Here is a 26,913-nt window from a genome sequence, read left to right on the forward strand (position 1 = left end):
CGTCCTCATTGTGCTGGTATTTTTGTGGCCGCTGTCCCGGCGGACAAAGCGGGAAGTTGGATGATGGCACAGGCGCCTGCGTGATCCTGGCCTTCGAAAACTTCGGCATCGGTCAGGGTCAGCACCCCGCCATGCTCTTCAATGATCTTCTTTACGATCGGCAGCCCTAGCCCGGTGCCGCTGTCACGCGTTGTCACGTAGGGCTCGAAGAGCCGCGCGCGGTCTTCCGGCAGACCGATCCCGTTGTCCGAGATCTTGATCGTCACCGCGTTTGGTGCATGCGAAAGCGAGACGCGAACCTCCGGCTTATAGTCTTCGGGTTGGTGTTTTTCGATATAAGTTTCCGTGGCTTCGCCCGCATTCTTGATAAGGTTCGTCAGCGCCTGGCTGATCATTGTCGAATCCATCTCGGCAAGAACCGCAGCTTTGGGCAGGTCCGCCACAATCTGCACATCCGGCTGCCCGGCCTTTTGCAGGGTGATGGCGTCCCGAACGAGTTTGGTCATATCAGCGACATTCAATTGCGGCTCTGGCATGCGCGCGAATTTTGAGAATTCATCGACGATCCGCCGCAAATCATTGGTTTGGCGGACAATCACATCGGTCATCTGATCAAGCTTGCCCGCCTCATCGCCCACCTGCACGCTGAACTTGCGCTTGATCCGCTCCGCTGACAATTGAATCGGCGTCAGCGGGTTCTTGATCTCATGCGCGATGCGGCGGGCCACGTCGCCCCACGCCGCCAGACGCTGCGCGCTCACCAGATCGGTGACATCATCAAAGGCCACCACGTAGCCCTCTAACGCACCATCGGCGTTCCGGCGCGGTGACATGCGCACCAGCAGGCTTTCCTGTTGGCCCTTGCGGATCAGGTTCACCTGCTCTTGCACCCCGTCACCGCCGGAGATGCGCACCTGGTCAAAGAGCGCCGCAAATTCAGGGATCGCCACCGACAAGGCGCTATCGGCCTGGTCCTGCTTCACGGATAGTAATCTGCGGGCTGAAGGGTTCACGAATGTGACGCGCCCATCGGCATCAAGCCCCACAACACCGGAGGTCACCGAACTCAGCACGGAATCGAACAGGCGCCGCCGCCTTTCGGTCATCCGATTGGTCTCCAGCAGCTGGTCGCGCTGCCCTTTCAGGCGGCTGGTCATCTGGTTGAAGTAATGACCCAACTGAGAGATTTCGTCGTCACCCTCATCCTCAATCACGCGCACATCCAGATCGCCGGATCCAACACGCTGGGAAGCGGAGACAAGCCGCCCCACCGGGCGCGACAAACGCTCTGCAAACCACAAGCCGCCCCAGATCGCCCCGAGGATCAGGATGGCAGCGAAGCCCAGATAAAGCAGGCCAAACTGAAACAGGATTTGCCCGCGTTCATTCGCCAGCTCCTCGTATTGAGCAACGGTTTCGGTCGTGTCGTCGAGCAAAGACAGCACATTCCCATCCACGGGGCGCGTGACGTAAAGATACCTGTCCCGAAACGCCAAGAGCGGCAGAAGCGCACGGAACTCGTTGTTCTCGAAATCCTCGATGATCACGATCCCGATTTCACGCGCCTCTGCAAAGGCACTGTCCGGCGGGCGTTCGTAATCGAAATCATAACCCAGCCCGCGCGCGGCGATGTTGCCTTCCCCATCGAGTACAAATGCCTCGCTCAGCCCGCGTTCGATCTGTGGCTGGATGGTGCCCAGAAGGCGGCGCACCTCACCGTTATCCATGAACAAATTGGCCTGACGCTCTCGGTTGAGATAGATGGCGAGGCTCCGGCTGTCGCGGGTCAGTTCCTGCCTGTGCTCTTCCTCATAGGCCTGTGCGGTGGTCAGGGAGGTGCGCAAGACGTTGCCCACGGGCTCCGAAAACATCCCATCCAGTGCGACAGAGATCAGCAGAACTGAGAAGACGGCGACCAAAACCGTTGGGATCAAGGCCGCCAATGCGAAGACGCCGGTAAGCCGCAAATGCAGGCGCGACCCGGCCGATTTCGCCCGACGCGCGGCCACCATGCGCGCGACTTGCCGCATCAAAAGCGCCAGCACAATCAGCACATAGACAAAATCCGTCAGCAGCACCAATTGCAAAAGCGCTGAGGACGCGCCCCGGTCCATCGGCACTACGACGATATAAGTCAGGACCGCGAGAAGCGGGGCGGCCAGCACAAGACCTGACGTCAGCGCGCTTTGTACATGGCGCTGCCTTTGCCACCGGTTGAACCGGCTCATATTGAGGCCCAGAAGGGTCCGCTGCACGCGTCAAGCCCCGCAACAAGCGTGAGGCGCGCTCTGCCCCACGGATACCGCAATTTTTTGTGGTCAAAACGACACGATGACGCATCGAAGCCACGGTTCTGTTGCGGGTTTACATCAATTTGCGGCGGCGTGTCACGCGGATATCGAGGTCGGTGATTTTCTTACGCAACGTATTCCGGTTGATCCCCAGAAGGTCTGCGCATTTGGCCTGATTGCCGCCCGTGGCGTCGAGCGCGATCTCGATCAGCGGCCCCTCGACCTCTTTCAGGATCCGATTGTAAAGGCCCGGCGGTGGGAGTACGCCACCATGAAGATCAAAATAGCGCCGCAAGTGTTTGGCAACGCTGGCAGAAAGTTTCTCGCCCTCTCCACCCGACCGGAGGGGTTCAATTGCGGGCTGGTTACCCAACACCATCTCGACCTCAGCGCGGGTGATCTCTTCCTCGGCGGCTGTGAACACAAGCCTGCGGACCGCATTCTCCAGCTGGCGGACATTGCCGGGCCAGCTATAGGCACGCACCAGATCAAGCGCGGCATCGCCAAAACGGCGCGCAGGCGCGCCATCACGCTCTGCCCGTGCCAGAAAATGCTCGGCCAAAAGCGGAATGTCATCAACGCGTTCACGCAAGGACGGCACATCCACAGTCACGCCGCCCAACCGATAGAAGAGATCCTCGCGAAACTTCCCCTCTTCCATCCGGGCCATGAGATCGGATTGCGATGTGGCCATGATGCGCGGGGCATTGTCACCCAGACTGTCGAGCATCCGCACGATACGCGCCTGCGCCTCGTCCGACAGATCGCTGACCTCATCGAACAGGATCGAACCACCCTTCGCGCGGCTCAGTACGGTTGATGGGCCATCCATCCCTTCGAGATCAGCGGCGGAGACGACAACAAAAGGCAGGCTGCGCCTGTCAGAGAAATCATGCACGGCGCGGGCGATCAGCGATTTGCCCGTTCCGCTTTCGCCCGTGATCAGCACGGGTAGCTGCGTGTTCATCACCCGCGCCACAAGACGGTAGAGCGCCTGCATCACACCGGTGCGGCCCACAAGTGGCAAGTCGCCCCCCTGCTCGGTCGAAGCCACATCAGGCGCGCGGGTGATCGGCGCACGGCGTTTCACCTCCAACGCGCGTGCAGCGCGCTTCATCAGATCGGGCAGATCAAAGGGTTTCGGCAGATAATCATAGGCATCCGCCTCGGCCGCCTGAATGGCGGTCATGATCGTGTTCTGGGCTGAGATGACGATGACCGGCAGACCGGGCCGCGCCTCAGAGATTTGCGGCAACTGCTCCAACCCATTGCCGTCGGGCATCATCACGTCCGAGATCACGAGGTCCCCTTTGCCCTCATCGACCCAGCGCATCAGCGTCACAAGCGACGAGGTCGCATGCACCTTGCACCCTGCCCGCGTCAACGCCTGTGTCAGCACCGTCCGAATTGTCCGGTCGTCATCAGCAACAAGAACGGTTCCGTCCATTACGTCTCTCCTGTTTCAGATTCTTTTGGGGCCAGCGGCAGGGAAATGCGGAAGACTGTGCGGCCCGGCACGGATTCTACTGATATCCACCCGCCCGCATCGCCGATCAGCTTTGAGACAAGTGCAAGGCCCAACCCCGTCCCATTCTCACGACCTGACACGAAGGGCTCAAACACGTCATCGGCGATCTCGGGCGGCAGGCCTGGCCCATCATCGATGATCTCGATCTGCAGCGGCAGTCGCGCCTGTGTGCCATCCGACCGGCGCACCCGCAGGGAAGTTTCGTAGAAGGTATGCAGCCGGATTGACCCGCCTTCCTTGTTCGCCTCAGAGGCATTCTTGAGCAGGTTCAGAAACACCTGCAAAAGCTGGTCGGCATCGGCAAGCGTCTGCGGCAAGGACGGATCATAGTCCTCGATAAAGAGCATATGCGCGCCAAAGCCCACAGCCGCCGATTGCCGCGCGCGGTCCAGCACATCGTGGATATTCACCGGCTTCAGGACGGGCGGCCGCAGATTGCCAAATTGTTCCACCTGTTCGAGCAGCTTCACAATGCGGCGGCTTTCCTCAACGATCAGGTCGGTCATTTCCCGATCATCCTGATTGAGCCCCATCGACAAAAGCTGCGCCGCCCCCGTGATCCCCGCCAGCGGGTTCTTGATCTCATGGGCCAGCATCTCGGCCATGCCGATGGCGGACTTGGCGGCCTTCTCGGACGAATGGTTCTGATTGATCCGGCTTGCGATCTCGCGCGGGCTGATCATCACGATCATCGTGTCATCCCCGCCCTGCAGCGGGGCGAATTGCAGGTTGCACAAACGCGGCGCTCGTTCACCGCTGCCCACATCCACGTCATTGACAAAGAGCGAGGTTCGGTTCTTGCGCGCACGGGCAAAGGGCGCCTCAAGCGGGGCATCGATCATCACGGTGTCCCACAATTTCTGGCGCATCAGCGCCTTGGTTGACATGTTAAGAAACGACTCCGCCGCTGGATTGGACGAGACAATCAGATCATCGTCATCCAGCAAAAGCGCGGGTACAGGCAATGAATTCCAAAGCGCGGTGTCGACAATCATGCGGCCACCCGCTGACCCAGAGCATCAGGCAGATCGCGCAGGACAAGACATGCTTCGCGATGCGTCAGGATCGCCTTACGCAAGGCGGATGGCGTACCTGCATCATCCATGTACCAACCCAGATGCTTACGCGCGACTTTCAGACCAAGGTCATGGCCATAGAACGAAAGCATCGCCTCATAATGCCTTGCAACCATCTCGATCAGTGCACCACCCACAGGAATCTTTGGCGTGGGGAGATCGTGAAGTGCAGCGGCGACTTCGGCCAAGACCCACGGGCGCCCCTGCGCACCCCGACCGATCATCACACCATCCGCACCTGAACGATCAAGGGCCACGCGTGCTGTCGTCGCATCCACAATATCGCCATTGGCGATCACAGGGATCGACACGGCATCCTTGATCTCGCGGATCGCGCCCCAATCGGCAGCGCCTTTGTAGAACTGACATCGCGTGCGCCCATGGATCGTCACCAATCTGACGCCTGCACTCTCGGCCCGCCGGGCTATATCGGCGGCATTCACGCAATCGTTGTCCCAGCCAAGCCGGGTCTTGAGCGTCACGGGCACATCAACCGCATTCACGACTGCCTCAATCAGGCGCAGCGCATGATCGGGTGTGCGCATCAACGCGGAGCCGGAATAGCCGTTGGTGACCTTCTTGGCGGGGCAGCCCATATTGATGTCAATCATCGCCGCGCCATTGTCCGCGACCATCCGCGCCGCCTCGGCCATCCAATGCGCCTCGCGCCCGGCGATCTGCACGGCGGTCCCTGCCTGATCAAAACCCAACTCGGCCCGTTCGCGGACACCGGGTTTTGCCTGCACCATTTCCTGGCTCGCGACCATCTCGCTCACCACCCAGCCAGCGCCGAACGAACTGACCAGCTGGCGAAACGGCAAATCGGTAATCCCCGCCAAAGGCGCAAGGGCCACCGGCGGTCGTAGTGCGACGTTTCCAACGCTCAGGGTACTCGATGTTGCCAACAGAACAGTCATTCGCTCAAAGGGTGTGCGTTAGTGTTGAAATAGGGCGATTTTTGCGGCCTCACAATATGCGCCGAAATGATTCCTCCCCAAAAATGATCATCTGCCTAATAATTAATCAAATAAGCGCAAAAACAGACGAATTGCACAGAGCCCCTATGCACCATAGAACAGCCTTAAGGAATGGGCGGAGCTTGGCATGCAAGTCACTGCAATCATCGTCGCAGCCGGGCGCGGCACAAGGGCTGGCGGGGACCTGCCCAAGCAATGGCAGATGCTGCGTGGCAAACCCGTGCTGGAATGGACGCTTGGTGCATTCAAGGCCCATGCGGACGTGCATGATATCGTTGTTGTTATGCATAAAGACGATATTGCGACGGGCCGCGGCAACAATCTGTGTCCGGCGAGGATCGTGCCAGGCGGCGAGACCCGCAAGGCATCGGTGCTGGCTGGATTGAATGCCTGCCCCCAAGGAACCGACCGCGTTCTGATCCACGATGCAGCGCGCCCACTTGTCTCAGCGTCTATGATCGACCGCGTACTCACCGCGCTTGAAACACAAGAGGGCGCGGCACCTGCTCTACCCGTCACAGACACGCTTTGGCATGGCGCAGACAACGGCGTCACGGGTCTGCAGGATAGAGCGGGCCTCTTCCGCGCGCAGACGCCACAGGGATTTCACCTCGCCCCGCTTCTGGCAGCACATGAGGCCAGCAACGCAGACGCCACCGATGATGTCGCGGTCGCCAAGGCTGCTGGTCTGCACGTTGCCATCGTACCCGGCGACGAGAACAATATCAAAATCACGCATCCGGGTGACCTCGCCCGCGCGGAAAGACTAATGGGGCAGCAGATGGATATCAGATGTGGCAATGGCTATGACGTGCACCGGTTTGGCCCGGGCGATCATGTCCGGCTCTGCGGCGTTGAGATACCCCATAGACGTGGATTGCAGGGACATTCGGACGCCGATGTCGGCATGCATGCAGTCACTGACGCGATCTACGGCGCTCTGGGCCAGGGCGACATCGGCCAGCATTTCCCGCCCTCTGATCCGCAATGGAAAGGTGCGGCCAGCCACATCTTTCTCGAACATGCAGTCGCCCTAGCGGGCGATTCCGGCTTTGCCGTTAGCAATGTGGACTGCACCCTCGTCTGCGAATATCCCAAGATCGGGCCGCATCAGCCCGCGATGAAGGCCGCACTGGCGCGCATCATGCAGCTTGACGCAAACCGGATCAGTGTGAAGGCCACCACTTCGGAAAAACTGGGCTTCACTGGACGTGAGGAAGGCATCGCCGCACTCGCCACCGTCACGTTGGTAAAGGCATGACGCATCTGATCGCCACGTTCTTCTATGCTGGCCATCTGCGCCCTGCCCCCGGCACATGGGGGTCGCTCGCCGCACTGCCTACAGCCTGGATCATCTACACAATCGTCGGTCCATGGGGCCTCGTATTGGCCTGCATCATTGCCTACGGTCTGGGTGTCTGGGCCACGGGCGTGGAGACCAGAGGCAAAGACAACCACGACCCGTCCGAGATTGTGATCGACGAGGTTGTCGGGCAATGGATCGCGCTCTTGCCCGTCGCCTTTGGCGCATGGGCGCGCGGGGTTGAGATGACGGCACTTTGGCCCGGCTGGATCGCAGCCTTTGTGCTGTTCCGGCTCTTCGACATCACAAAGTGTGGGCCCATTGGCTGGGCGGACAGGCTGCATGGACCAACGGGCGTGATGCTTGATGACGTCATCGCGGGCATCTTTGCGGCAATTGGCGTCGCGGCACTGGCCGCACTTTTCCATCTGGTGTTGTTATGAACGCGCGTGACCTCTTTCAGTTGGCCAAAGCGAAAGGCGTCATGATCGCCACTGCCGAAAGCTGCACCGGTGGCATGGTTAGCGCCGCGATCACCGATATCGCGGGCAGTTCGGCGGTCTTCGACCGGGGATTTGTCACCTACACGAACGCGGCCAAGATGGCGCAGTTGGGTGTGCTAACGGAAACGCTGGACGCCCATGGTGCCGTTTCTGAAGAAGTGGCAAGAGAAATGGCCAAGGGGGCGGTTGCCCATTCCGACGCTGATCTGGCCGTATCCATCACCGGGATCGCAGGCCCCGGCGGGTCTGAGCACAAGCCGGAAGGACGCGTCTGTTTCGGGATTGCGACGACAGACCGGGCATTTGCGGAAACCATTGAATTCGGTGCGATCGGGCGCGCCAATGTCAGAGAGGGCGCCACCGCCCATGCGATTGACTTATTGGCCGCCGAACTCAGGCGTTGGTCAACCTAAGCAGCTAACCGTAAAGCGCTGCAGCACGCCGCTCAAACGCCCTAACGACTCGCTGCATAGCGTCGTTGAAAAAGACATTCGCCGCACCTTGCAAAAGCTTGTTCTTAAACTCGAAATCGACAGAAAACGAAACCTCGCAACCGCCATCAATCTCGGCAAAATGCCATTGGCTTTCCAGATAGCGCACCGGTCCATCAAGGTACTCAGTATCAATCCGGTTCTCCCCCGGCCAAAGCGTCACCCGACTGCCAAAGCGCTCGCGGAAGACCTTGAAAGAAATCACAAGGTCCGCCAGCAACACGACCTTTTCGCCATGATCCTGCATGCTGCGAATCCGGGCCGCCGCCGTCCACGGCAGAAATTCGGGATAATTCGCCACATCCGCCACCAGGTCATACATCTGCTTTGCGGTGTAAGGCAGAACCTTGGTTTCAGAATGGGACGGCATCTTGGGTCTTTCGCAACAGGTATTCGGTAAGCATGTCCTAACTTTCCTAAGAAAAATCAAGCCACGAAGCTGCGAGCGGTCTTGATGCCGCAATGCCACCTCAATTTGTACGTTGCGCCAAGCGCCGTTTGCCCTCACATCTGGGGCAACACGACACATGCAGGAGCCGTCAATGCCCGCCCCCGACCACTCTACCTATCTGATCGACGAAATGATCAGCGCCAAGGCTATCGCTGCGCGGATTGAGGCGTTGGCCCATGAGATTCGTGCCGACTTTGCCGATACTGACAAGCTGGTGGTCGTCGGGCTCTTGCGCGGCTCGTTTGTCTTCATCGCCGATCTGGTGCGCGAACTGGACCTGCCGGTTGAGGTCGATTTTCTCGAAGCCTCCTCCTATGGAGACGGTATGGAAAGCACGCGTGAAGTACGCATTCTCAAGGATTTGCGCGGCCAGATCGAAGGGCGTGACGTGCTGGTGGTCGAGGATATTGTGGATACGGGCCATACGCTGAACCACGTTATGAAGCTGCTCTCATCGCGCAAGCCCGCGCGACTTAAGACGATTGCACTTCTCGACAAACCGTCACGCCGCGAGGTGCCATTCAAAGCGACGTGGACGGGTTTCGAGATCCCGGACGAATTCGTCGTGGGATACGGGATCGATTACGCCCAACGCAACCGCAATCTGCCCTTCATTGGCAAGGTTCGGTTCAAGGATGACGCGGAATGAACCCTTTATGGTTTCTGCGCGCAAAACGCTGGGCGCAAAACCCACCTTCGGCAAAACGGGTGATCATGGTTTTCGCCATCATCGCGTTCTGCATCACGCTCGCCGCATTGGAGCATTTCGGGTACTGGCCCGACTGGGCGGCGGCGGAGCGGCTTCGTCCCTAAACGGCTCCCAGTTTGGCGTTTCGCGCCGCACGCAGCCGCGCGAAATCCTCGCCAGCGTGATAGGACGAGCGTGTCAGCGGGGTGGCCGAGACCATCAGGAAGCCTTTGCCATACGCGGCCTTTTCATAGGCCTCAAATTCCTCGGGCGTCACAAAGCGATCCACCTTGTGATGCTTTGGTGTGGGCTGCAGATACTGGCCGATGGTCAGAAAATCGATATCCGCCGCACGCATATCTTCCATGACCTGTGTCACGGCCTGTTTGTCCTCGCCCAGGCCCACCATGATGCCGGATTTGGTAAACATCGTCGGGTCGAGTTCTTTCACCCGTTGCAAAAGGCGCAGCGAATGGAAATAGCGCGCGCCGGGGCGGACTTCGGGATAGAGGCCGGGGACGGTTTCAAGGTTGTGGTTGAAGACATCTGGCCGCGCCTCAACGACCACTTCCAAAACGGATGGGTCACAGCGAATGAAGTCCGGCGTGAGGATTTCGATTGTCGTGTCAGGGGATTGACGGCGGATCGCGCGGATCGTCTGGGCGAAATGCGCAGCACCCCCGTCTTCAATATCGTCGCGGTCTACTGACGTGATGACCACATGGTTGAGGCCCAGTTTCTTGACAGCATCCGCGACCCGACCGGGTTCGAACACATCAAGCGCTTCAGGTGGTTTGCCTGTCGCGATGTTGCAGAAGGTGCAAGCGCGCGTGCAGACCTCACCCATGATCATCATGGTCGCGTGGCCCTGGCTCCAGCATTCGCCGACATTGGGGCAACCGGCCTCTTCGCAAACGGTCACGAGCTTATGCTCGCGAATGATCTCGTGCGTGTCCTTGTAGCCTTGCGAGACCGGCGCCTTGACCCTGATCCAATCCGGCTTTTTCGGCTGCGGCGCGTCTGCGCGGCGTTGTTTTTCCGGATGGCGCTGTGCCGGGATCTTCAGGTCGCGGGTGGGCATTGTCAGGCTCCAAGCTGTCTGGACCCTAGGTAATGCCTCCGCCCTGCCTTATGCAACCGCCACAGTGCCGCGCATGACGGCACTGCATGGGCTGCATGGACCGCCTAGCCAATCATCGGCCCGAACTGCCCCTGCGTTTCCTCATAATGCCGCTTGAGCCGCTGCAACGCGATGCGCAGGACGATCTTGGCAGAGCGTGCGGACCAGCCCATGTTCTTTTCGGTCTGCTCCAAACCTTCCAGATAGCAGCAGCAGCGCAGCGCGATGTCTCCCAAGCCGGGGCCCAGATCCTGCAACGCATCGCGGACGCGTTTTTTGGCTGCGGTCGCCCCAGGGGAGGCTTCAGGGCGCAATTCCACGGCCTCGCCGGTCACAAAGGCCTCCCAGCTTTCGACGGTTTTTGCACCGACCTGCGCCAGTTCAAAATCCTCACGTAGCCGTTCGCCTGCGGCCACGAGATCCCGTTTAAGGAAAAGCTCTCCGTCGCGGTCCCGACGACGCGCCAGACCGACAAGCGGGCTTTCCGTCATATGGTAACGATGCGCGGGGCGCGTTTCGCCCTCAATTGCCGCGATGTCCCAGCCGGCATCGCTGTCCAAATCGGCCTTCTTCTCGGCAAAACCACTGGCGCGATTCTCGTCCTCCGCCGTCAGACGGCGCAAGGCGGCACGGCCTGTATTTGTGATGAAGTACCGTGCCACGCGCCCATCGGGGTCAGGGCATCCAATCCAGTCCTTCAGCGCCATCGCCTGTGCGATTTCGCGGTCAACGACGGCGGTGCGCAGCTGCTCACCCGTTTGCCCCTCACGCACGACGACAGCCGTCTCCATTTCCCGCGCGACGGCCAGCACCGCGCCCGGTTCACAGAGCCTACGCAAAATCCGTTTGGCATCCTGATCAATCTGCTTTTGTGTCAATGGCGTAGTCTTCACCGGCACCGCATCGAGGCAATCTACTTGTGTCATTCCCAATTCCCTTTCCATGTGATCGCAGTCGGTCGTCACTCGGGCAGAAAGGGATTTCAGAGCCGCATCAATCAGCGGATCATCGCGGCGGCATTCAAACCGACGCACCTGACGCAAAACAGTTGAGGGGTGGCAGTCACTTGCGCGGGCCAATGCGCGAATGGATTGGCCTGTTTCGGTATGCGCCAGATAGTGGCGCGCCGCATCAGGTACCCATTGTGGAAGCGCATCGGGCCCAGCCGGCCCCTGTTGTGCAGTCATCTCACTCGTCCTCTTACCGATAGTCCCGAGACGCAAACGAAGAGCCACCCACACCGAAAGCGCATCGGCGACGCAACGTATGCGTGTATGGTTACTCATTTGTTAACGACGTGTTTCGTACGTCAACCATTCTTTCTGAAGGATAAACAATCCTGAGGGCAGCGTTCTTAACTAATGCACTTCCCGCAACACCGGCCAAAGGAGTGTACACCTAACCTGACACCAAATGCTTTCAGAAAGGCCTTCAAATGCTTGATATTCAAACACGTTTACACACACTTAAGCGCCCAAAACTCCTCGCGCGGAGCGTACGATTCGGTTTGGATGACTACCGTCGCGAAGTACATCTGCGCAGGCTGCTGCAATGCGACACCTTGCCACGTCCGGCCGTTGCAATCATGCGGCTTTTTGATCTCGAATCCGAAATGAACGGGCTGCGCGTGGCAAAATCAGGCAATTACGCCGTCGCAAAACATGTCGAAATCCTGATCGCGCTGGCAGGCGAAGCCCAGCTTTTGCAGACAGCCACACCTGACGCTAGGTAAAGGTGTCCGGCATACTGGCTTTCTTTTCAGCCACATAGGTGCGCAGGCGGGCTTCGATCTCGGGATCAAGCGCGGGCTGCTGATAGGTATCAAGCAGTTTCTTGACCCGCGCTGTCGCAAGGGTCTGTGTGTCGCGCGCGCCCTCTTCGTCCCAGGTCTCAAATGGCTTGTAGTCAAACAGGTCGGAGCGCCAGAAAGCTGTCTTGAAATTGGCCTGAGTATGCGCGCATCCAAGGTAATGCCCGCCCGGTCCCACCTCTTCGATGGCATCCATGGCCTGACCATTGACGCTTAGATCGACGCCTTTTGCGAAGTGATGCAGCGTGCCCAATTGGTCAGCATCCATCACGAATTTCTCGAACGAAGCGACAAGCCCGCCCTCAAGCCAGCCACAGCTATGTAACATGAAGTTGACACCAGAGAGCAGCCCCATCCGCAGGCTGTTCGCCGTCTCATAGGCGGCCTGTGCATCAGGCAGCTTCGATCCGCAGAATGACCCTGCGGAACGATAGGGCAATCCCAGCCTCCGCGCGAGCTGTCCTGCCCCGTATGTAATGTGACTCGCCTCTGGCGTGCCAAAGGTCGGCGCACCGGAATTCATGTCGATTGACGTAACGAACGTCCCGAAGATGACAGGCGCCCCGGGCCGGACGATCTGGCTATAAGCAACCCCTGCCAAAACCTCGGCCAGGACCTGCGTCAGCGTGCCAGCCACCGACACCGGCGCCATCGCCCCGCCCACGATGAACGGGCTGATGATTGAGGCCTGATTGTTCTTCGCAAAGACCTCCAACGCGCCCATCATGATGCTGTCGAAGGTGAGTGGCGAGTTGATGTTGATGAGCGAGGTCATCACTGTGTTCTCTTGCACGAATTCCTTGCCGAACAGGATCTCGCACATCTCGACCGAGTCCTGCGCGCGGCTGGGTTCGGTCACCGACCCCATGAACGGCTTGTCGGAATAGATCATATGGGCCAGCAGCATATCGAGATGGCGCTTGTTGACCGGCACATCAGTCGGCTCACACACCGTTCCGCCAGAGTGATGCAGCCACTTGGACATATAGCCCAGCTTCACGAATTTCTCGAAGTCATCCATGGTCGCATAGCGGCGGCCACCTTCGGCATCGCGCACAAAGGGCGGGCCGTAAACCGGTGCAAGCACGAGGTTTTTGCCGCCGATGACGACATTGCGCTCGGGGTTACGTGCATGTTGTGTGAACTCTGAAGGAGCGGTTGCGCAAAGCTTGCGTGCCAGTCCGCGCGGGATGCGCACCCGCTCTCCCTCAACTTCGGCACCAGCCTCTTTCCAGCGGGCCAGCGCTTCCGGGTTTTCCACGAAATTCACACCAATCTCGGCCAGCACCGTCTCCGCATTAGCCTCGATCACGGCCAAGGCATCGTCGGTCAGCACCTCATAATTCGGCACATTCCGTTCGATATACTTGGCCGTTTCAACACTGACCGCTGTCCGCTCCGCCCGGCGCGCCGCACCGCCGCCACCACGCCCACGGCGTCCCGTTCTGACTGGTGCATCCGACATGATCGATCCCTCCGGCAACTGATTGCGACGTTCTTAGCGCTCGGCGCCAGCCGACCCTGCCGATTTTGCGCCGCTTGGCGGGCAAAAGCGACATGCGCCTCTCTTGCGCCGGGTCCGGCAACCGCTATAGAGGCGCCATGGAACACAGCACCCACGAACGCCTGCTGATCATCGATTTCGGCAGCCAGGTCACCCAGTTGATCGCCCGCCGACTGCGCGAACTCAGCGTCTATTGCGAAATCCACCCCTATCAGAATGTCACGGATGACTTTCTGGCCGATTTCGCCCCCAAAGCAGTAATCTTTTCTGGTGGTCCCGACAGTGTCACCCGCGAAGGTTCCCCTCGCCCACCGCAATCGGTGTATCAGCTGGGCGTGCCGATCCTGGGCATCTGCTACGGCCAGCAAGTGATGATGCAAGACCTCGGCGGTGTCGTTGAGGGGGGCAAGATCACCGGCGGCGGCGGCACGGCTGAGTTCGGGCGCGCTTATGTCTCACCCGCCGGGGAACTGCCCTTGCTGGACGGCTGGTTTGCTGATGGCAAGGAGCAGGTTTGGATGAGCCATGGCGACCATGTCGCTGAAGTCGCACAAGGTTTCGCGGTTTATGGCACCTCGCCAAACGCGCCTTATGCCATCACCGCCGACCCCAACCGCCACTTCTATGCCGTGCAGTTCCACCCCGAAATGCACCACACGCCCAACGGCGCTAAACTTTACGAAAACTTCGTGCGCCTCGCGGGTTTCACTGGCGATTGGACCATGGGCGCTTACCGGGAACAGGCAATCGCCGCGATCCGCGATCAGGTGGGCGACAAAAAGGTGATCTGCGCGCTCTCCGGCGGCGTGGATTCCTCTGTCGCCGCCGCCCTGATCCATGAGGCCGTGGGCGACCAACTCACCTGCGTTTTTGTTGATCACGGGCTCTTGCGTTTGAACGAAGCCGAAGAAGTCGTCGGCATGTTCCGCGACCACATGAACCTGCAGGTCATCCATGCCCAGGAACAGGATCTCTTCCTTGGCGAACTCGAAGGTCAGTCCGACCCTGAAACCAAGCGCAAGATCATCGGCAAGCTCTTCATCGACGTCTTCCAGAATTATGCGAATGAGATCGAAGGTGCCGAGTTCCTCGCCCAAGGCACGCTTTACCCCGATGTGATCGAAAGCGTCAGCTTCTCCGGCGGGCCTTCGGTGACGATTAAAAGCCACCATAATGTGGGCGGCCTACCTGAGAAGATGGGCCTCAAACTGGTCGAACCGCTACGCGAGCTGTTCAAGGATGAGGTGCGCGCCCTCGGTCGCGAGCTTGGCCTGCCCGCCAGTTTCATCGGACGCCACCCCTTCCCCGGCCCCGGCCTTGCGATCCGCTGCCCGGGAGAGATCACGCGCGACAAGCTCGACATCCTGCGCCAAGCCGATGCAGTCTATATCGACCAAATTCGCAAACACGGGCTTTACGATGCAATCTGGCAGGCCTTCGTCGCGATCCTGCCCGTCCGCACCGTCGGCGTGATGGGCGACGGACGGACCTACGACTATGCCTGCGCCCTGCGCGCCGTTACCTCCGTCGATGGCATGACAGCGGATTACTACCCGTTCAGTCACGATTTCCTCGGCGAGACCGCGACAAGGATCATCAACGAGGTGCCGGGCATCAATCGGGTGACCTATGACATCACCAGCAAACCCCCCGGCACGATTGAGTGGGAATAGGCTGGGTCCTATTTCCTCAGCGCAGCGACCAATAAATCCGCCGTGAACTCTCCGGGACCGCAGGCAGTAATGTCCCCCTCCTGCCCGATCTGAAACCACGCATCACGGTCAGCCAGATCAATGCCCATCACGGGCCCGATGCTGAGCGGGTTGCGGCCCCAGTGGATATCGTCAAAAGGGTCGGCGTCGAACCAATCCGTCAGATCGGCGTCTGGCAAACCGGCCCGCGCCACCAAGAACCCGGCGATACAATCCACCTGCCGCTCTACCAATCCACGCAGCATCGCCTCTTCATCGCGGCGCGCGCGAATCTGGGCCAGCGCAAAATCAGCCACGCCGTGCCGCACCTGCACGGCATGCCCGTAGGAATGCGCGACAAGATAGGCGGCTTGCGGCTGGTCTGCCGCCTCTCGCGTCAGAAAGATGACGTTCTGGCTGGTGCAATAGGCGACATGCGGGTTCACGTTGGCATCCGCACCGCAACGCCCCGCAATCTCGCGCACGATCTGCACAGGCGGCATGCTGTCGAAAGCCTCCTTCGCGGCCTGCTCCACCATTTCGACCGGGTCAGCGATAGCGACCGCTGGTATGAAGAAGAACAGAATGAACCAGCGCATTGACAGCCCCCTTTCATGATCAAAGCCTTACACAGACGATGAGAGGTTGCAAAAGCCGTCGGCAGCAGACCAAGTAGCGCCATGGATATTGCACGCCCCCATAACACCATCCTTCAGGCCGCCCTTTGGATGATCGGTGCCATCGGCGCCTTCACCAGCATGGCCGTGGCCGGGCGTGCGGTCAGCGATCAGCTTGATACGTTTGAGATCATGCTCTATCGCAGCCTGACGGGGATCGTGATTGTCGTTGTGATCGCGCATCTGGCTGGCACGCTGCATCAAACACGCACATCGCGATTGGGCCTGCATAGCCTGCGGAACCTGTGCCATTTCACGGGCCAGAACCTGTGGTTCTACGCGATCACGATGATCCCGCTGGCGCAGGTCTTTGCGCTGGAGTTCACCACACCCATCTGGGTGATCCTGCTCTCACCCCTCATTCTGGGCGAGCGGATCACGCGGATTGGTCTGATCAGCGCGCTGATCGGGTTTGCGGGTATCCTGATCGTGGCGCGACCTGATCCGGCCAATCTCAGCCCCGGCCTGATTGCCGCGGCGGCCTGCGCGATCTTCTTTGCGCTGACCGCAATATTTACTCGTAAGCTGACGCGGACTGAGTCGATCACGACAATCCTCTTCTACCTCACCGTCATGCAGGCCTTTTTTGGCCTCGTCGCGGCAGGTTTTGATGGCGATATCGCCTTGCCCTCGCGCACGCATATCCCCTGGGTCATTGCCATCGGCATTGCCGGGTTGGTCGCGCATTTCTGCCTGACCAAGGCGCTCAGCATCGCGCCCGCCAGCATCGTCATGCCGATCGACTTCGTGCGGCTGCCAACCATCGCGGTTGTGGGCATGCTCCTTTACGATGAACCGCTTGAACTGATTGTTTTTGTGGGTGCAGCGCTCATTTTTGCGGGCAATTACCTCAATATCAGTCAGGCGCGAAAAACAGCCCCGAACTGAACGGGACAGTTCAAATATTTCAAAACAACGTCAGGTAGTGTATTTTTGTGACGCTACGATGCCACCTGCGGCGTGACGTCGCGTCATTAATTGACGCAAAGGTTACGCACTCCTTAGGGTCCGCTGCACAGATTTTGTTCATGATAGGGACGAGGACATGAAACAGGCACTTACCGCAGGCGCAGCCCTGCTTTTGACGACATCACTGGCACATGCGGTAGGCTTGGACCGGTCCGGCCAGCCGATTGGCGTCATCTTTGAAGAAGGCGGTGAGACAGGTGCTTATGCCGAGTTCAGCTTTGGCTACGTGATGCCGGAAGTCGATGGCGAAGACGTTGCCGCCTTTGGAGGAAGCGAAACTGGTAACGTCGCCGAAAACTACAGCGTGCTTGGCTTTGGCTATAAGCGCGACATCAATGAGCAATTCTCGATCGCTGTCATTGTCGACGAACCATACGGCGCCGATATCATCTACCCAACTGGGGACTCCGTCGCCTTGGGTGGTACTGAAGCTATTCTGGACAGTGTCGCCGTCACCGGTCTTCTTCGCTACAAAATTGACGACAATATCAGCGTCTATGGCGGCCTTCGCGCACAGTCGATCGAGGGCTCCGTGACGCTTGATGGTCTGGCATATGGCGGCCCACCACCCGGCGGCGTTTCGGGTTACAATGTCGATCTGGACCGGGATACCGGGTTTGGGTACACGCTTGGTGCTGCGTATGAAATTCCGGATATCGCCTTGCGTGTCGCGCTTACCTATATCTCCGAAATCGAACATGAGTTCGGCACAACGGACACTTTCGGCTCGACTGCGGATACCGAGGTGACGACACCACAAGCCGTTAATCTGGACTTTCAAACCGGTATCGCGGCAGACACCTTGCTTTTCGGCTCCGTGCGTTGGGCTGAATACAGTGTCGTCATTGTAGAGCCCGAAAACTTCCCACTGGGTTCATTGACCGACATCGAGGACGGCTTTGGCTACACCTTGGGTATCGGTCGTCGCTTTACTGATGAGTTCTCGGGCTCCGTCAGCATCGGATTTGAGCCAGAAGGTGACAGTGATCTGGTATCCCCATTGTCGCCGACAAACGGTAACTTCTCAATTGGCGTGGCAGGCGAATACGAGGTGGACAATGTCACGCTCGCAGCCGGTGTGCGTTACATCATGCCAGGTGACGCAAGTGCCGAAACAGGTACGCCAGACACCGCGCGGTCAGATTTCGAAGACAACAGCGCGATCGGCGTCGGCTTCAAAATCGGCTACAACTTCTAAATCCGATAAGCAAACCAAGCAAAGCCCTGCCAAAACCGGCGGGGCTTTTTCGTTTCTTTCGCATGATACGGGTTGCCCTCCTAACCGGGACACGGTCAAACCGGCCACATGAAAACCGCGCAAAAGACCATCTCGCCCCGTGCTTGGACCGAACTGATCCTGCTCGCTTTCATCTGGGGAGGTTCGTTTTTATCGATCCGCATCGCCTTGGATGAGCTTGGGTTTCTGACCTCCGTGGCCCATCGCACGGGCTGGGCGATGCTGATCCTTTGGGCCTATGTGTTGTTCCGGCGGCTTCCGATCCCAAAAGACCCGGGAATCTGGGGCGCTTTCCTTGTCATGGGGCTTCTGAACAACGTCATTCCATTCAGCCTGATGGCCTGGGGACAGTTGCATATCGAAACGGGGCTCACCTCGATCCTGAATGCGGCCACCGCCATTTTCGGGGTCATCGCCGCCGCGATTTTCCTTGCAGATGAACGCCTGACCCTGCGCAAAGCGGTGGGTGTCAGCCTTGGCTTTCTTGGCGTCGCCACGGCCATCGGCCTGTCGGCGCTGCTGCAATTCGATATTCGCTCGCTCGGCCAATTGGCGGTGATCGGCGGCACGATCAGCTATGCGTTGGCCGGTGTCTGGGCGCGCAAGACGCTTGCGGGCCTTTCGCCACAGGTGGCTGCCGCTGGCATGCTGACCGGGTCGAGCATGATCACCATCCCCTTCGCGTGGATCATCGAGGGCCCGTTCAGCCTGGCTCTTGCGCCGCAAACCTGGGCGGCGGTCGCCTATTACGCCATCATCGCAACGGCTGTCGCTTATCTGCTTTACTACCGGGTGCTGGCCATGGCGGGCAGTGGCAATCTGATGCTGGTCACGTTGCTTGTGGCGCCTGTGGCCATCATCCTTGGCGCGCTTGTGTTGGGTGAGGCGCTGCCCCTGCGCGCCTATGCCGGTTTCGCGCTACTCGCTCTTGGGCTTATCATCATCGACGGGCGATTGCTGCAGGCGGTCCAGTACCGCGCGCGCCGCGCGTAGGCCCGGCGCTTCACCGCCCTGCCCCAGCCGCTCCATCGTGACGCGCATCGCGTCCAACTGCGCGCCGGGATCCTGCAGAACCGCCAGAACCGCATCGGCAATCGGCCCCGGCCGGCAGTCTTTGCCGATGAACTCCGGCACCGCCCGCGTCTCGCTCACCAGATTGACCAGCGTCACCGTATCGACAAGCAGCATCCGCGAGATGATCATGCGGCTGAGCCAGGCCATGTCATAGGCGATCACCATCGGCGTGCCATTCGCGGCAAGCTCCAGCGACACGGTGCCGGAGGCAGCCAGGGCGACATCTGCCCGCCGGAACCAGAGCGCCTTTTCCGGCGATCCTGGCAGTAGCACCTTAACGGGTACTGACCAATGCTTGACCCGCTCTTGTACCAGCGCATGCACCCCTTCGGTCGTCGGTATCACAAAACGCGCATCCGGCACCTCTGCGGCGATCTGGGCTACAGCATCGCCAAAGCGGTCAGCCAGGCGGGATACCTCGCCCTTGCGGCTACCGGGCAGGACCAGAACCACCGTGCCCGACCCCAAGGCGGCGGCTTCGTGAGGTGAGGCAACCGGCTCTGCCACCACCGGATGGCCGACAAAATCGCAATCCATGCCTGCCGCTTGCATGTAAGGCGGCTCAAACGGGAAGAGCGCCAACACATGGTCGATATGCTGGGCCATCTTGGCCGCCCGGCCCGCGCGCCAGGCCCAGACGGTGGGGGCCACGTAATGGACCGTGCGGATGTCGCTGGCGGCCCGCACCAGACGCGCGACGCGCAAGCAGAAATCCGGGCTGTCGATGGTGATCAGCACGTCGGGCCTGGTCTCCAAAATCGCCTCGGCCATCTGCCTGATCCGGGCCTTCAGTGCGCGGTATTTCGGCAGGATCTCGGCGACGCCCATCACGCTCAACTCATCCATGGGAAAGCGGCTGACCAGCCCTTCGGCCTGCATCAGTGGGCCTCCGACCCCGTCAAATGTGACGTCCGAGCGCAGCTCTTTCAGCCCCGCCATCAGCGCGCCGCCCAGCTTGTCGCCCGATGGCTCGCCCGCGATCAGAAAGACCCTCATTCTGCCCCTTTTTCACGGACCCACAGGAAAGCGCCGCCTGCATCCAGAATGGAGACCACCTGTTCTGGTTCCAACACCATTACGCCGCCGGCTTCGATCACGATGCCCGCGAGCCCGGATTTGACGATCCCTTGCGCCGTGCCGGGGCCAATCACGGGCAGGTCAGCACGGCGGTCCTGATCCGGCTTGGGCGCCTTGAAGAGGATCGTGTCTGCGCCTGCGGATTTGTCCAAAGGCTCCCCCACCATCAAGCTTGTCAGCCCATCAAAGGCGGAGGTCGCCGCATCCGAAACGATGCCGAAAAAGTCATCGTCGCCCTGTGGTGTCGCGCCCTTGGCGTAGGCGGCGATCATTGCATCGGTACCATCAGCGCCCTCGCTCGCGACGACCTGGCCTCGCCGGATCAGACAGGCCTGTCCCTGATCCACAGTGCCCATCGCGGCCACGCAAGCCTCACCCGCTTGCGCATCCTTCCGGTGCTGGTCCAACGGCGGCGCTTTTGTCAGCACGCCAGGGCCAGGCAGCAGGTCTGGGGCAATCACGTGGGCGGCCAAAACCTCAAATCCATGCTCTTCCAACAGGCTGATCACAATCCGCAATGCCCCGTCATCACCCTGCCCCAAAGCGGCAAGGACGCGCGGCACCAAGGGTTTGGTGCCCTCATCGATGGCACTCGGGTCAATCTCAGGACGCCGGATCGCACCGGCCATGCAGATACGCGTGACACCAGCGTCCTGCAGCGTTTGCAGGAAGGTGCCCAGATGCTCTAGCCGAAACCGGATATCGACGGGCAATGCGGGATCAAACCCTTGCAAGGCGCAGATCAAGGGACGCTCCGGCAGGCGCGCGACCAGCGCGGGCGGCAGATCACCGGTACCTGCGATCAGGGCCAGCATCCGCTATCTCGGCGTCAGGAAATTGCGATCGGAGGCACCAAGAATGAAAGCCACCATCTGCTGGACAAAGTCGCTATCGCTTTCATCGGCCAGCCTGCGGGCGCGGTCTTGAAACGTGCCCTCACCGTCCTTGAGCATCTGGAACGCGGCGCGCAGTGCCGTGATGTCCGCACGTTTCACGCCTTTGCGTTTCAACCCCACGAGGTTCAGCCCGTCCAATTCACCACGTGGCCCAACGACAAGACCATGCGGGATCACATCATTCGCAACCATCGTCAGCGCACCAATAATCGCACCCCGGCCGATGCGCACAAACTGGTGCACACCTGACAGCCCGCCCACGATCACGTCGTCTTCAACGATGCAATGGCCACCAATCGCCACCGAATTGACCAGAACAACCCGGTCACCGATCTGCGCATCATGGGCCACATGGCAGCCTGCAAGGAATAGACCGTCATCGCCGACACGCGTCATCCCGCCGCCGCCAGCCGTGCCGGTATTCATGGTGACATGCTCGCGAATGCGGTTGCGGGCACCGATACGCAGCTGGGTCTTTTCGCCGCCAAACTTCTTGTCCTGGGGGATCTCTCCGATCACGGCAAAGGGATAGATCTCTGTGCCATCGCCGATATGCGTGTCGCCTGTCACGACCACATGGCTCTTCAAGTTCACATCAGCACCCAGAACCACCTCCGGGCCGATCACGCAAAACGGGCCAATCGTGCAACCCGGACCAATCTGCGCCTCTTCGGCGACCACTGCAGAGGGGTGAATCCCGGCCATCAGCCCTGCATATCCATCATCGCGGTGAACTCCGCCTCTGCGGCCATCTCACCATAGACGCTGGCAACACCCTTAAAGCGCCAGACCTTGCCGCCGGGCTTGCCGCGGGTCGTCTCCACATGCATCTCAAGCACGTCGCCCGGTACGACCTTGCGGCGGAACTTGCAGCCGTCAATCGCCATGAAATAGACCAGCAGATTGCCATCGGTCAGACCGAGCGACGCACCCACCATCACCGCCGTTGTCTGTGCCATCGCCTCGACAATCGTGACGCCGGGCATGATCGGGTTGCCCGGAAAATGGCCCTGAAAATGCGGCTCGTTCATGGTGACGTTCTTGATGCCCACGGCTGATTGTGTCCCGTCGATACTATGGACCTTGTCGACCAGAAGGAACGGATATCGATGCGGCAGAATCTTCTGGATCAGTTGAATATCGGCTTCAGTCACCACGTTGGACATATGGTAGCATTTCCTTGTTATTCTTGCGGTTCTTCGTCCGCTCCTCCACCCCTAGCAAGCGCGCAGAGACGGGGCAAGCACCGGCTAACGGGTGCCATCACCCAAGGTTGCATCAATGCGAACGATCAGATCATCGGTGATGTTGGCGGCACGCACTGACAGGATCACGCTACGGCGATCCATTACAATCGACGCGCCCCGTTCCAGCATCACGTCAACGATCACACCCTGCACACGCTCTTCGAACTCGGCCCTGGCCGCGACATTGGCCGACTGAAGTTCCGCATTCTTAGCGTCGCGCACGCGCCGCACCTCTTGCACTTTATCATCGAACGCATCTGCCTCGGCCCGAAACTCTTCAGGCGTCATATCCGGACGGCGCAAGGTCAGGCTTCGCTCTTCCTCGGTCAGTGTTTCCACGATCCGGTCATTTTCCGCCTGCACTTCCGAGGCCTGCGTCGCAAGCTCGCGCGCGAGCCTGCGGCCATAAAGCGTCTCAAAATAGAGCCTTTCGCTATCGATGATCAGAATGTCAGGACCGGATTGCTGCGCTGCTGCAGGTGCTGCCAGCAGAATGCAAACAATAAAGGCCCGCCAGAACCGCATCAGAAGCTACTTGAGACCGTCAGATCGAATGAGCGTGGCTCATCAAAGTCCTGCACATCCAAAGGTTCGGTGAAGTTGAACCGCAAGGGGCCAATGGGCGTGGTCCAGAAGATCGATGCGCCGATGACCGTCCGGGCAATCGGATCGTCAGACAGCACATCTGCAGACCCGGTTTCGCCGACCTCCCACAAAGCGCCATGATCCAGAAATACGCCGCCGGAAATGCCATACTCACTGGGTAGGCCAAGAGGAAACTCCGCCTCGAACCGTGCAACCGCAAAACTGTTCCCGCCAAGCGCATCGTCAGTGTCCGCATCGCGCGGGCCGATGCCACCGGGATCAAAGCCGCGCATGAGCCGACTATTCAGAAAGAAGCGGTCGGTGACCCGGCTGCTGCCATCCTGGTAAGTCAGATTCCCACCTTCCAGTGTCGCGCGCAATGTCACCTCTTCGTTCAGAATCCGGGTTTCGGCTCCTAAAAGGGCTGTTGATTTGATAAACTGTGTCTCGCCAAAGCCGAACTCCTGACCAAAGCGAAAAATGACGCCCGCATTCGGATTCAGCCCCGTGCGACGCGTATCGAAGCTGTAATTGTAGCCGAGCGCATTTGTCGTAATTCCGCCCTCTTCAGCTTCATCTTGAATAATCTGGCTGGCATCATCAGACACATCTGTGATGTCAGTGAATTCAAGGGCATAGAACACCGAAAGTCGCCCGTTCTCGCTGACCGGGAAACGCAAAGATGGGCTGAGACGCAGCGCCTCGGTATCATAGAGCGCGTTTTCGTTGTTGGTCGTCCGATAAGACAAATCGATACCAAACCGCAGGTCGCGGCCCAGAAGGTTTGGCTCGGCAAAGCCAAATCCATAACGTTGGTTGTTTTCGGCTGTTGAGACATCAAAGCTAAACCGTTGACCGCGACCACGGAAATTCCGTTCGCGGTAAGAGGCCACCAAACCAAAACCGGTGTCGCTATTGAAGTTCGCCCCAAATGACAATTCACCGGTGGGTCCCTCAACGACGTCGACATCCACGATCACCTGACTGGGCGAGGAGCCCGGTCGGGTATCCACGTTTGCAGCTTCAAAAAAGCCCAGGCCCCGGATGCGGCGCGCACTCTGGCTAATTTCGCGTGGATTAAAGGGATCACCCTCTACCACGCGGAACTGATTGCGGATGACGCGGTCAAGCGTCGTTCCATTGCCTTCAATATCGATCCGCTCGACAAAAACGCGGGGGCCGGACACCAGGACATATTCGATGTTCAGCGACAGGTCCCGGTCGTTGCGAGTGATCCGAGGCTCGACCTGCACGAAGTTGAGGCCACGCTGCAATGCAAGACGCTCGATCCGATCTACGTCAGTATCAACGGGCACCGGCGAGTATGTCACACCACGCCGTACCCGTACGGCACTTTCAAACTCCGAGGCATTGACACCGGGTATTTCGCTGCGCACCGTTACATCCGCAAAGGTGAAGCGCTGCCCCTCGCGTAAGTTGAACGTCACAAGATAGGCGTCCCGCTCGTTCGTCAGCGTCACGTCCACATTCTGCACCACAAAATCGACGAAACCGCGTGAGCGATAAAAATCCGTCAGCAATTCACGGTCACGCGCAATGCGTTCAGGCGAATACGTGTCGCGCCTGACAAGTGCACGAAAGATGCCGGCCTGTTTTGTATCCAACACACGCCGCAGCCGACCGTCAGAGAATGTGCGGTTGCCCAAGAATGAAACACGCTCAATCTCTGTTACAGCGGACTCAACAACCTCAAAGACCAGGTTCACGCGGTTGTCGGGCAGGCGAATGATCCTGGGGGTGACAACGGCATTGATGCGCCCCTGCTGCGCATAGGCTTGCGTGATTGTCGCCGTGTCAGCTTCGGCTTGCGTCGGGTTGAAAACCCGGCGCGGCTGCGACTGGATCAGCGGCAAAAGCTGGGCATCGCGCAGGCGCGCATTGCCTTCGATGCTGATAACGTTAATCGTCGGGTACTCGACCACACGGATCAGAAGCCCACCTGCGCGCGGGATCACATCCACGCTTTCAAAGAGGCCTGAGGCACGTATGCGCTGGCTCGCATCGTTCAGTTCCGCTGTTGTTAATGTATCGCCCAGATCGATCTCTGCAAAATTCAGGATCGTGCCGTCAGCCACGCGCTGATTGCCCTCAAAGACAACAGAATTCACCGTCACGCTTTGCGCATGCAGATTTGTCGCGGTGAAGATCAGTAACAGTGCTGCCCACAATCCGCGCAGCAAGAAGCGGCTTTGCGCCTTGCCGAGTTCGCCTGTTTTTTTCATTTTTGACCGCCCGTCTCACATCCCAGTTTCTGTCGGAGTAGCCCGTCCTCAAGGGGATGTCAAAACACCAAACACGGCGTGCCTCGCTTTATGAAACAAGGCGAAACGCAAGTGTCGAGCTGCGATTTGGCGACGTTTAGGGGCAGAACAATGTGTCGTTGAGAATGGTGAACATCATCAGCGACAGGATCAGCGTGAGGCCCACAAACATGAATACCTGAACAGCCTTCTCGCTTGGCTTGCGGCGCGCGACGGCCTCGTAGGCGTAAAACATCAGGTGCCCGCCATCCAGAACCGGGATCGGGAAAAGGTTCATCAGGCCTACGGCGGCAGAGAGCGCGCCGATAAACCAGATAAAGCTGCGCGCACCCTGTTCGGCCATGGAACCGCTAGTTTCCGCGATGCCGACCGGACCGGAGAGATTGCAGGTCGAAATCTGCCCAACAATCATGTGCTGCAAGGCCGACAGTGATGTCGTCAAAAGGTTCCAAAGGCTTTCGGCACCCAGGCCCACGGCCTCAACTGGACCAATAGCTTCAGTCTGCGCATCAAAGAAGAACTGGCCACCAATCCCGATCCGGTACACGCGTTCGAATGTCCCGCCAGGGCGCGGCTCATCAGTCGCGCGCGGCTCAAGTGTAACGGTCAGCTCGCGGCCATCGCGCCACAAAGTCAGCTCAAGCGGTGCACCTTCGGCGGCCAGAACAAGCTCTTGTAATTGCGTGAACGCAAATATGCCCTGCCCGTCCACAGCCGTGATAACATCACCCACGCGGATATTGGCGTCATCTGCCGCTGAACGCGGCACAACACTGGCCACTGCCGTTGGCATCAGGAACGGGCCTTCGGCGATTACCTCGGCCCCGTCACGCTCAACCAGATACTCCAGCCGCTCTTCCAGCGGCAGAAGATCAATCAGCATGTCCTCGCGGTCCGGGTCGTCAAACGGAAAGCCTTCGATGGCAAGAAAGACATCGCCCGGCTGTAATTCTGTGGTGTAGCTGGGTGGCAGGTCCCGCAATTCGCCAAAGGTGACGGGCGTGACGGCGCGACCCTGATACATGATGGATCCGGCAAAGATCGCAATCGCCAAGACAAAGTTAAAGATCGGGCCCGCCGCAACCGTGGCAACGCGTGCCCAAAGCGGAGCACCCAGCATCGTGCGGCGCATATCGACCTCTGCAACTGAGCCGTCAGAGCCGACACTTGCCGCATTGGCATCGCCCAGAAATTTCACAAATCCACCGAGCGGCAAGGCCGCGATCTGCCATTCGGTTCCGCGCTTGTCTTTGCGACTGAAAAGCACCGGCCCAAAGCCCAGCGAGAACACCTCGGCATGGATGCCGCACCAGCGGCCCACGATATAGTGGCCGTATTCGTGGATCGCGACAATGACAGAGAGGGCCACGACAAAGGCCGCAATCATAAAGGCGAAATTGCCGAACATCGGCACGAATTGCATCAGGTCCAAGGCA

26 protein-coding genes are annotated in these 26,913 nt (G+C 59.4%); 10 read left to right on the forward strand and 16 right to left on the reverse strand.

All coding sequences use genetic code 11. From position 1 onward, the window contains the following. Window positions 1-5: 5 nt before the first annotated feature. The 4 genes from SLH49_RS13710 to dusB form a co-directional block, all read right to left on the reverse strand. Window positions 6-2,228: a PAS domain-containing sensor histidine kinase gene (locus SLH49_RS13710; RefSeq protein ID WP_320269807.1), complete on the reverse strand. Its 2,223-nt coding sequence runs from the start codon at window positions 2,226-2,228 to the stop codon at window positions 6-8. 136 nt (window positions 2,229-2,364) lie between these two features. Continuing rightward, on the reverse strand, window positions 2,365-3,738 hold the full coding sequence (locus tag SLH49_RS13715) for a response regulator (RefSeq protein ID WP_320238660.1): 1,374 nt from the start codon (window positions 3,736-3,738) through the stop codon (window positions 2,365-2,367). After that, window positions 3,738-4,814 carry a two-component system sensor histidine kinase NtrB gene (locus tag SLH49_RS13720; protein ID WP_320238661.1) on the reverse strand — a complete coding sequence of 359 codons (1,077 nt, stop codon included), beginning with the start codon at window positions 4,812-4,814 and terminating at the stop codon, window positions 3,738-3,740. Before SLH49_RS13720 ends, SLH49_RS13715 begins: the two co-directional genes overlap by 1 nt. After that, on the reverse strand, window positions 4,811-5,812 hold the full coding sequence (gene dusB / locus SLH49_RS13725) for a tRNA dihydrouridine synthase DusB (protein ID WP_413785288.1): 1,002 nt from the start codon (window positions 5,810-5,812) through the stop codon (window positions 4,811-4,813). Before dusB ends, SLH49_RS13720 begins: the two co-directional genes overlap by 4 nt. 187 nt (window positions 5,813-5,999) lie before the next feature. Between dusB and SLH49_RS13730 the strand changes: the two genes are divergently transcribed. From SLH49_RS13730 to SLH49_RS13740, 3 genes are read left to right on the forward strand one after another with little or no spacing between them, the layout of a single operon-like run. After that, entirely contained in the window at window positions 6,000-7,133 is a 1,134-nt protein-coding gene (locus SLH49_RS13730) for a bifunctional 2-C-methyl-D-erythritol 4-phosphate cytidylyltransferase/2-C-methyl-D-erythritol 2,4-cyclodiphosphate synthase (RefSeq protein ID WP_320269692.1), read from the forward strand. Then, entirely contained in the window at window positions 7,130-7,618 is a 489-nt protein-coding gene (locus tag SLH49_RS13735; RefSeq protein WP_320269693.1) for a phosphatidylglycerophosphatase A, read from the forward strand. Before SLH49_RS13730 ends, SLH49_RS13735 begins: the two co-directional genes overlap by 4 nt. Next, complete coding sequence (locus tag SLH49_RS13740) at window positions 7,615-8,091, forward strand: CinA family protein (RefSeq protein ID WP_320269694.1); 477 nt, start codon at window positions 7,615-7,617, stop codon at window positions 8,089-8,091. Before SLH49_RS13735 ends, SLH49_RS13740 begins: the two co-directional genes overlap by 4 nt. Window positions 8,092-8,095: 4 nt before the next feature. On the opposite strand, the gene SLH49_RS13745 is transcribed toward SLH49_RS13740, so the two are convergent. After that, a complete protein-coding gene (locus SLH49_RS13745; RefSeq protein WP_320269695.1) occupies window positions 8,096-8,539 on the reverse strand; it encodes a type II toxin-antitoxin system RatA family toxin in 444 nt (147 codons plus the stop codon). A 172-nt stretch (window positions 8,540-8,711) separates the two neighbouring features. Here SLH49_RS13745 and hpt point away from each other — a divergent pair, with 172 nt between their 5' ends. Together hpt and SLH49_RS13755 are read left to right on the forward strand one after the other, a co-directional pair. Next, entirely contained in the window at window positions 8,712-9,269 is a 558-nt protein-coding gene (hpt, locus tag SLH49_RS13750) for a hypoxanthine phosphoribosyltransferase (RefSeq protein WP_320269696.1), read from the forward strand. Continuing rightward, window positions 9,266-9,433, forward strand: coding sequence for a hypothetical protein (locus tag SLH49_RS13755; protein ID WP_320269697.1), 168 nt, complete (start codon window positions 9,266-9,268; stop codon window positions 9,431-9,433). Before hpt ends, SLH49_RS13755 begins: the two co-directional genes overlap by 4 nt. On the opposite strand, the gene lipA is transcribed toward SLH49_RS13755, so the two are convergent. Continuing rightward, complete coding sequence (lipA, locus tag SLH49_RS13760) at window positions 9,430-10,389, reverse strand: lipoyl synthase (RefSeq protein ID WP_320269698.1); 960 nt, start codon at window positions 10,387-10,389, stop codon at window positions 9,430-9,432. The genes SLH49_RS13755 and lipA overlap by 4 nt on opposite strands. A gap of 104 nt (window positions 10,390-10,493) precedes the next feature. Continuing rightward, complete coding sequence (locus SLH49_RS13765; RefSeq protein ID WP_320269699.1) at window positions 10,494-11,615, reverse strand: DUF6456 domain-containing protein; 1,122 nt, start codon at window positions 11,613-11,615, stop codon at window positions 10,494-10,496. 248 nt (window positions 11,616-11,863) lie between these two features. Between SLH49_RS13765 and SLH49_RS13770 the strand changes: the two genes are divergently transcribed. Beyond that, window positions 11,864-12,160, forward strand: a complete 297-nt coding sequence (locus SLH49_RS13770; RefSeq protein WP_320269700.1) for a DUF6477 family protein — start codon at window positions 11,864-11,866, stop codon at window positions 12,158-12,160. On the opposite strand, the gene SLH49_RS13775 is transcribed toward SLH49_RS13770, so the two are convergent. After that, window positions 12,153-13,703 (reverse strand): trimethylamine methyltransferase family protein, encoded by a 1,551-nt coding sequence (locus SLH49_RS13775; protein ID WP_320269701.1) that lies wholly within the window; start codon window positions 13,701-13,703, stop codon window positions 12,153-12,155. The two genes, SLH49_RS13770 and SLH49_RS13775, sit on opposite strands and share 8 nt — an antisense overlap. 137 nt (window positions 13,704-13,840) lie before the next feature. Between SLH49_RS13775 and guaA the strand changes: the two genes are divergently transcribed. Further along, window positions 13,841-15,415: a glutamine-hydrolyzing GMP synthase gene (guaA, locus tag SLH49_RS13780; protein ID WP_320269702.1), complete on the forward strand. Its 1,575-nt coding sequence runs from the start codon at window positions 13,841-13,843 to the stop codon at window positions 15,413-15,415. Window positions 15,416-15,423: 8 nt separating this feature from the next. Here guaA and SLH49_RS13785 read toward each other — a convergent pair whose 3' ends face one another. Then, window positions 15,424-16,032: a neutral zinc metallopeptidase gene (locus tag SLH49_RS13785; protein ID WP_320269703.1), complete on the reverse strand. Its 609-nt coding sequence runs from the start codon at window positions 16,030-16,032 to the stop codon at window positions 15,424-15,426. A gap of 81 nt (window positions 16,033-16,113) precedes the next feature. Between SLH49_RS13785 and SLH49_RS13790 the strand changes: the two genes are divergently transcribed. The 3 genes from SLH49_RS13790 to SLH49_RS13800 all read left to right on the forward strand — a co-directional run bounded on the left by SLH49_RS13790 (window position 16,114) and on the right by SLH49_RS13800 (window position 19,309). Further along, complete coding sequence (locus tag SLH49_RS13790; protein WP_320269704.1) at window positions 16,114-16,998, forward strand: DMT family transporter; 885 nt, start codon at window positions 16,114-16,116, stop codon at window positions 16,996-16,998. 157 nt (window positions 16,999-17,155) lie between these two features. Then, on the forward strand, window positions 17,156-18,277 hold the full coding sequence (locus tag SLH49_RS13795; protein WP_320269705.1) for an OmpP1/FadL family transporter: 1,122 nt from the start codon (window positions 17,156-17,158) through the stop codon (window positions 18,275-18,277). A 108-nt stretch (window positions 18,278-18,385) separates the two neighbouring features. Further along, on the forward strand, window positions 18,386-19,309 hold the full coding sequence (locus SLH49_RS13800) for a DMT family transporter (protein ID WP_320269706.1): 924 nt from the start codon (window positions 18,386-18,388) through the stop codon (window positions 19,307-19,309). Here SLH49_RS13800 and lpxB read toward each other — a convergent pair. From lpxB to rseP, 7 genes are all read right to left on the reverse strand, one after another. After that, a complete protein-coding gene (gene lpxB, locus SLH49_RS13805) occupies window positions 19,235-20,386 on the reverse strand; it encodes a lipid-A-disaccharide synthase (protein WP_320269707.1) in 1,152 nt (383 codons plus the stop codon). The genes SLH49_RS13800 and lpxB overlap by 75 nt on opposite strands. Next, the gene (locus SLH49_RS13810) at window positions 20,383-21,282 is read right to left on the reverse strand and encodes an LpxI family protein (protein ID WP_320269708.1); all 900 of its coding nucleotides are present in this window, start codon (window positions 21,280-21,282) and stop codon (window positions 20,383-20,385) included. Before SLH49_RS13810 ends, lpxB begins: the two co-directional genes overlap by 4 nt. Window positions 21,283-21,285: 3 nt before the next feature. Further along, window positions 21,286-22,068 (reverse strand): acyl-ACP--UDP-N-acetylglucosamine O-acyltransferase, encoded by a 783-nt coding sequence (lpxA, locus tag SLH49_RS13815; RefSeq protein ID WP_320269709.1) that lies wholly within the window; start codon window positions 22,066-22,068, stop codon window positions 21,286-21,288. Next, window positions 22,068-22,529: a 3-hydroxyacyl-ACP dehydratase FabZ gene (fabZ, locus tag SLH49_RS13820; protein ID WP_320269710.1), complete on the reverse strand. Its 462-nt coding sequence runs from the start codon at window positions 22,527-22,529 to the stop codon at window positions 22,068-22,070. The genes lpxA and fabZ overlap by 1 nt, the downstream gene beginning before the upstream one ends. Before the next feature lie 84 nt (window positions 22,530-22,613). After that, the gene (locus SLH49_RS13825; protein WP_320269711.1) at window positions 22,614-23,135 is read right to left on the reverse strand and encodes an OmpH family outer membrane protein; all 522 of its coding nucleotides are present in this window, start codon (window positions 23,133-23,135) and stop codon (window positions 22,614-22,616) included. Next, the gene (bamA, locus tag SLH49_RS13830; protein WP_320269712.1) at window positions 23,135-25,438 is read right to left on the reverse strand and encodes an outer membrane protein assembly factor BamA; all 2,304 of its coding nucleotides are present in this window, start codon (window positions 25,436-25,438) and stop codon (window positions 23,135-23,137) included. The genes SLH49_RS13825 and bamA overlap by 1 nt, the downstream gene beginning before the upstream one ends. A 136-nt stretch (window positions 25,439-25,574) precedes the next feature. Further along, window positions 25,575-26,909, reverse strand: coding sequence for an RIP metalloprotease RseP (rseP, locus tag SLH49_RS13835; RefSeq protein ID WP_320269713.1), 1,335 nt, complete (start codon window positions 26,907-26,909; stop codon window positions 25,575-25,577). Window positions 26,910-26,913: the final 4 nt, after the last annotated feature.

Source organism: Cognatiyoonia sp. IB215446 (genome assembly GCF_033963825.1).
Classification (GTDB): domain Bacteria; phylum Pseudomonadota; class Alphaproteobacteria; order Rhodobacterales; family Rhodobacteraceae; genus Yoonia.

Coding starts and splice junctions, on each gene's coding strand:
- SLH49_RS13710 (WP_320269807.1), bottom strand. CDS start 2,228: ATGAGCCGGTTCAACCGGTGGCAAAGGCAGCGCCATGTACAAAGCGCG.
- SLH49_RS13715 (WP_320238660.1), bottom strand. CDS start 3,738: ATGGACGGAACCGTTCTTGTTGCTGATGACGACCGGACAATTCGGACG.
- SLH49_RS13720 (WP_320238661.1), bottom strand. CDS start 4,814: ATGATTGTCGACACCGCGCTTTGGAATTCATTGCCTGTACCCGCGCTT.
- dusB (WP_413785288.1), bottom strand. CDS start 5,812: ATGACTGTTCTGTTGGCAACATCGAGTACCCTGAGCGTTGGAAACGTC.
- SLH49_RS13730 (WP_320269692.1), top strand. CDS start 6,000: ATGCAAGTCACTGCAATCATCGTCGCAGCCGGGCGCGGCACAAGGGCT.
- SLH49_RS13735 (WP_320269693.1), top strand. CDS start 7,130: ATGACGCATCTGATCGCCACGTTCTTCTATGCTGGCCATCTGCGCCCT.
- SLH49_RS13740 (WP_320269694.1), top strand. CDS start 7,615: ATGAACGCGCGTGACCTCTTTCAGTTGGCCAAAGCGAAAGGCGTCATG.
- SLH49_RS13745 (WP_320269695.1), bottom strand. CDS start 8,539: ATGCCGTCCCATTCTGAAACCAAGGTTCTGCCTTACACCGCAAAGCAG.
- hpt (WP_320269696.1), top strand. CDS start 8,712: ATGCCCGCCCCCGACCACTCTACCTATCTGATCGACGAAATGATCAGC.
- SLH49_RS13755 (WP_320269697.1), top strand. CDS start 9,266: ATGAACCCTTTATGGTTTCTGCGCGCAAAACGCTGGGCGCAAAACCCA.
- lipA (WP_320269698.1), bottom strand. CDS start 10,389: ATGCCCACCCGCGACCTGAAGATCCCGGCACAGCGCCATCCGGAAAAA.
- SLH49_RS13765 (WP_320269699.1), bottom strand. CDS start 11,615: ATGACTGCACAACAGGGGCCGGCTGGGCCCGATGCGCTTCCACAATGG.
- SLH49_RS13770 (WP_320269700.1), top strand. CDS start 11,864: ATGCTTGATATTCAAACACGTTTACACACACTTAAGCGCCCAAAACTC.
- SLH49_RS13775 (WP_320269701.1), bottom strand. CDS start 13,703: ATGTCGGATGCACCAGTCAGAACGGGACGCCGTGGGCGTGGTGGCGGC.
- guaA (WP_320269702.1), top strand. CDS start 13,841: ATGGAACACAGCACCCACGAACGCCTGCTGATCATCGATTTCGGCAGC.
- SLH49_RS13785 (WP_320269703.1), bottom strand. CDS start 16,032: ATGCGCTGGTTCATTCTGTTCTTCTTCATACCAGCGGTCGCTATCGCT.
- SLH49_RS13790 (WP_320269704.1), top strand. CDS start 16,114: ATGGATATTGCACGCCCCCATAACACCATCCTTCAGGCCGCCCTTTGG.
- SLH49_RS13795 (WP_320269705.1), top strand. CDS start 17,156: ATGAAACAGGCACTTACCGCAGGCGCAGCCCTGCTTTTGACGACATCA.
- SLH49_RS13800 (WP_320269706.1), top strand. CDS start 18,386: ATGAAAACCGCGCAAAAGACCATCTCGCCCCGTGCTTGGACCGAACTG.
- lpxB (WP_320269707.1), bottom strand. CDS start 20,386: ATGAGGGTCTTTCTGATCGCGGGCGAGCCATCGGGCGACAAGCTGGGC.
- SLH49_RS13810 (WP_320269708.1), bottom strand. CDS start 21,282: ATGCTGGCCCTGATCGCAGGTACCGGTGATCTGCCGCCCGCGCTGGTC.
- lpxA (WP_320269709.1), bottom strand. CDS start 22,068: ATGGCCGGGATTCACCCCTCTGCAGTGGTCGCCGAAGAGGCGCAGATT.
- fabZ (WP_320269710.1), bottom strand. CDS start 22,529: ATGTCCAACGTGGTGACTGAAGCCGATATTCAACTGATCCAGAAGATT.
- SLH49_RS13825 (WP_320269711.1), bottom strand. CDS start 23,135: ATGCGGTTCTGGCGGGCCTTTATTGTTTGCATTCTGCTGGCAGCACCT.
- bamA (WP_320269712.1), bottom strand. CDS start 25,438: ATGAAAAAAACAGGCGAACTCGGCAAGGCGCAAAGCCGCTTCTTGCTG.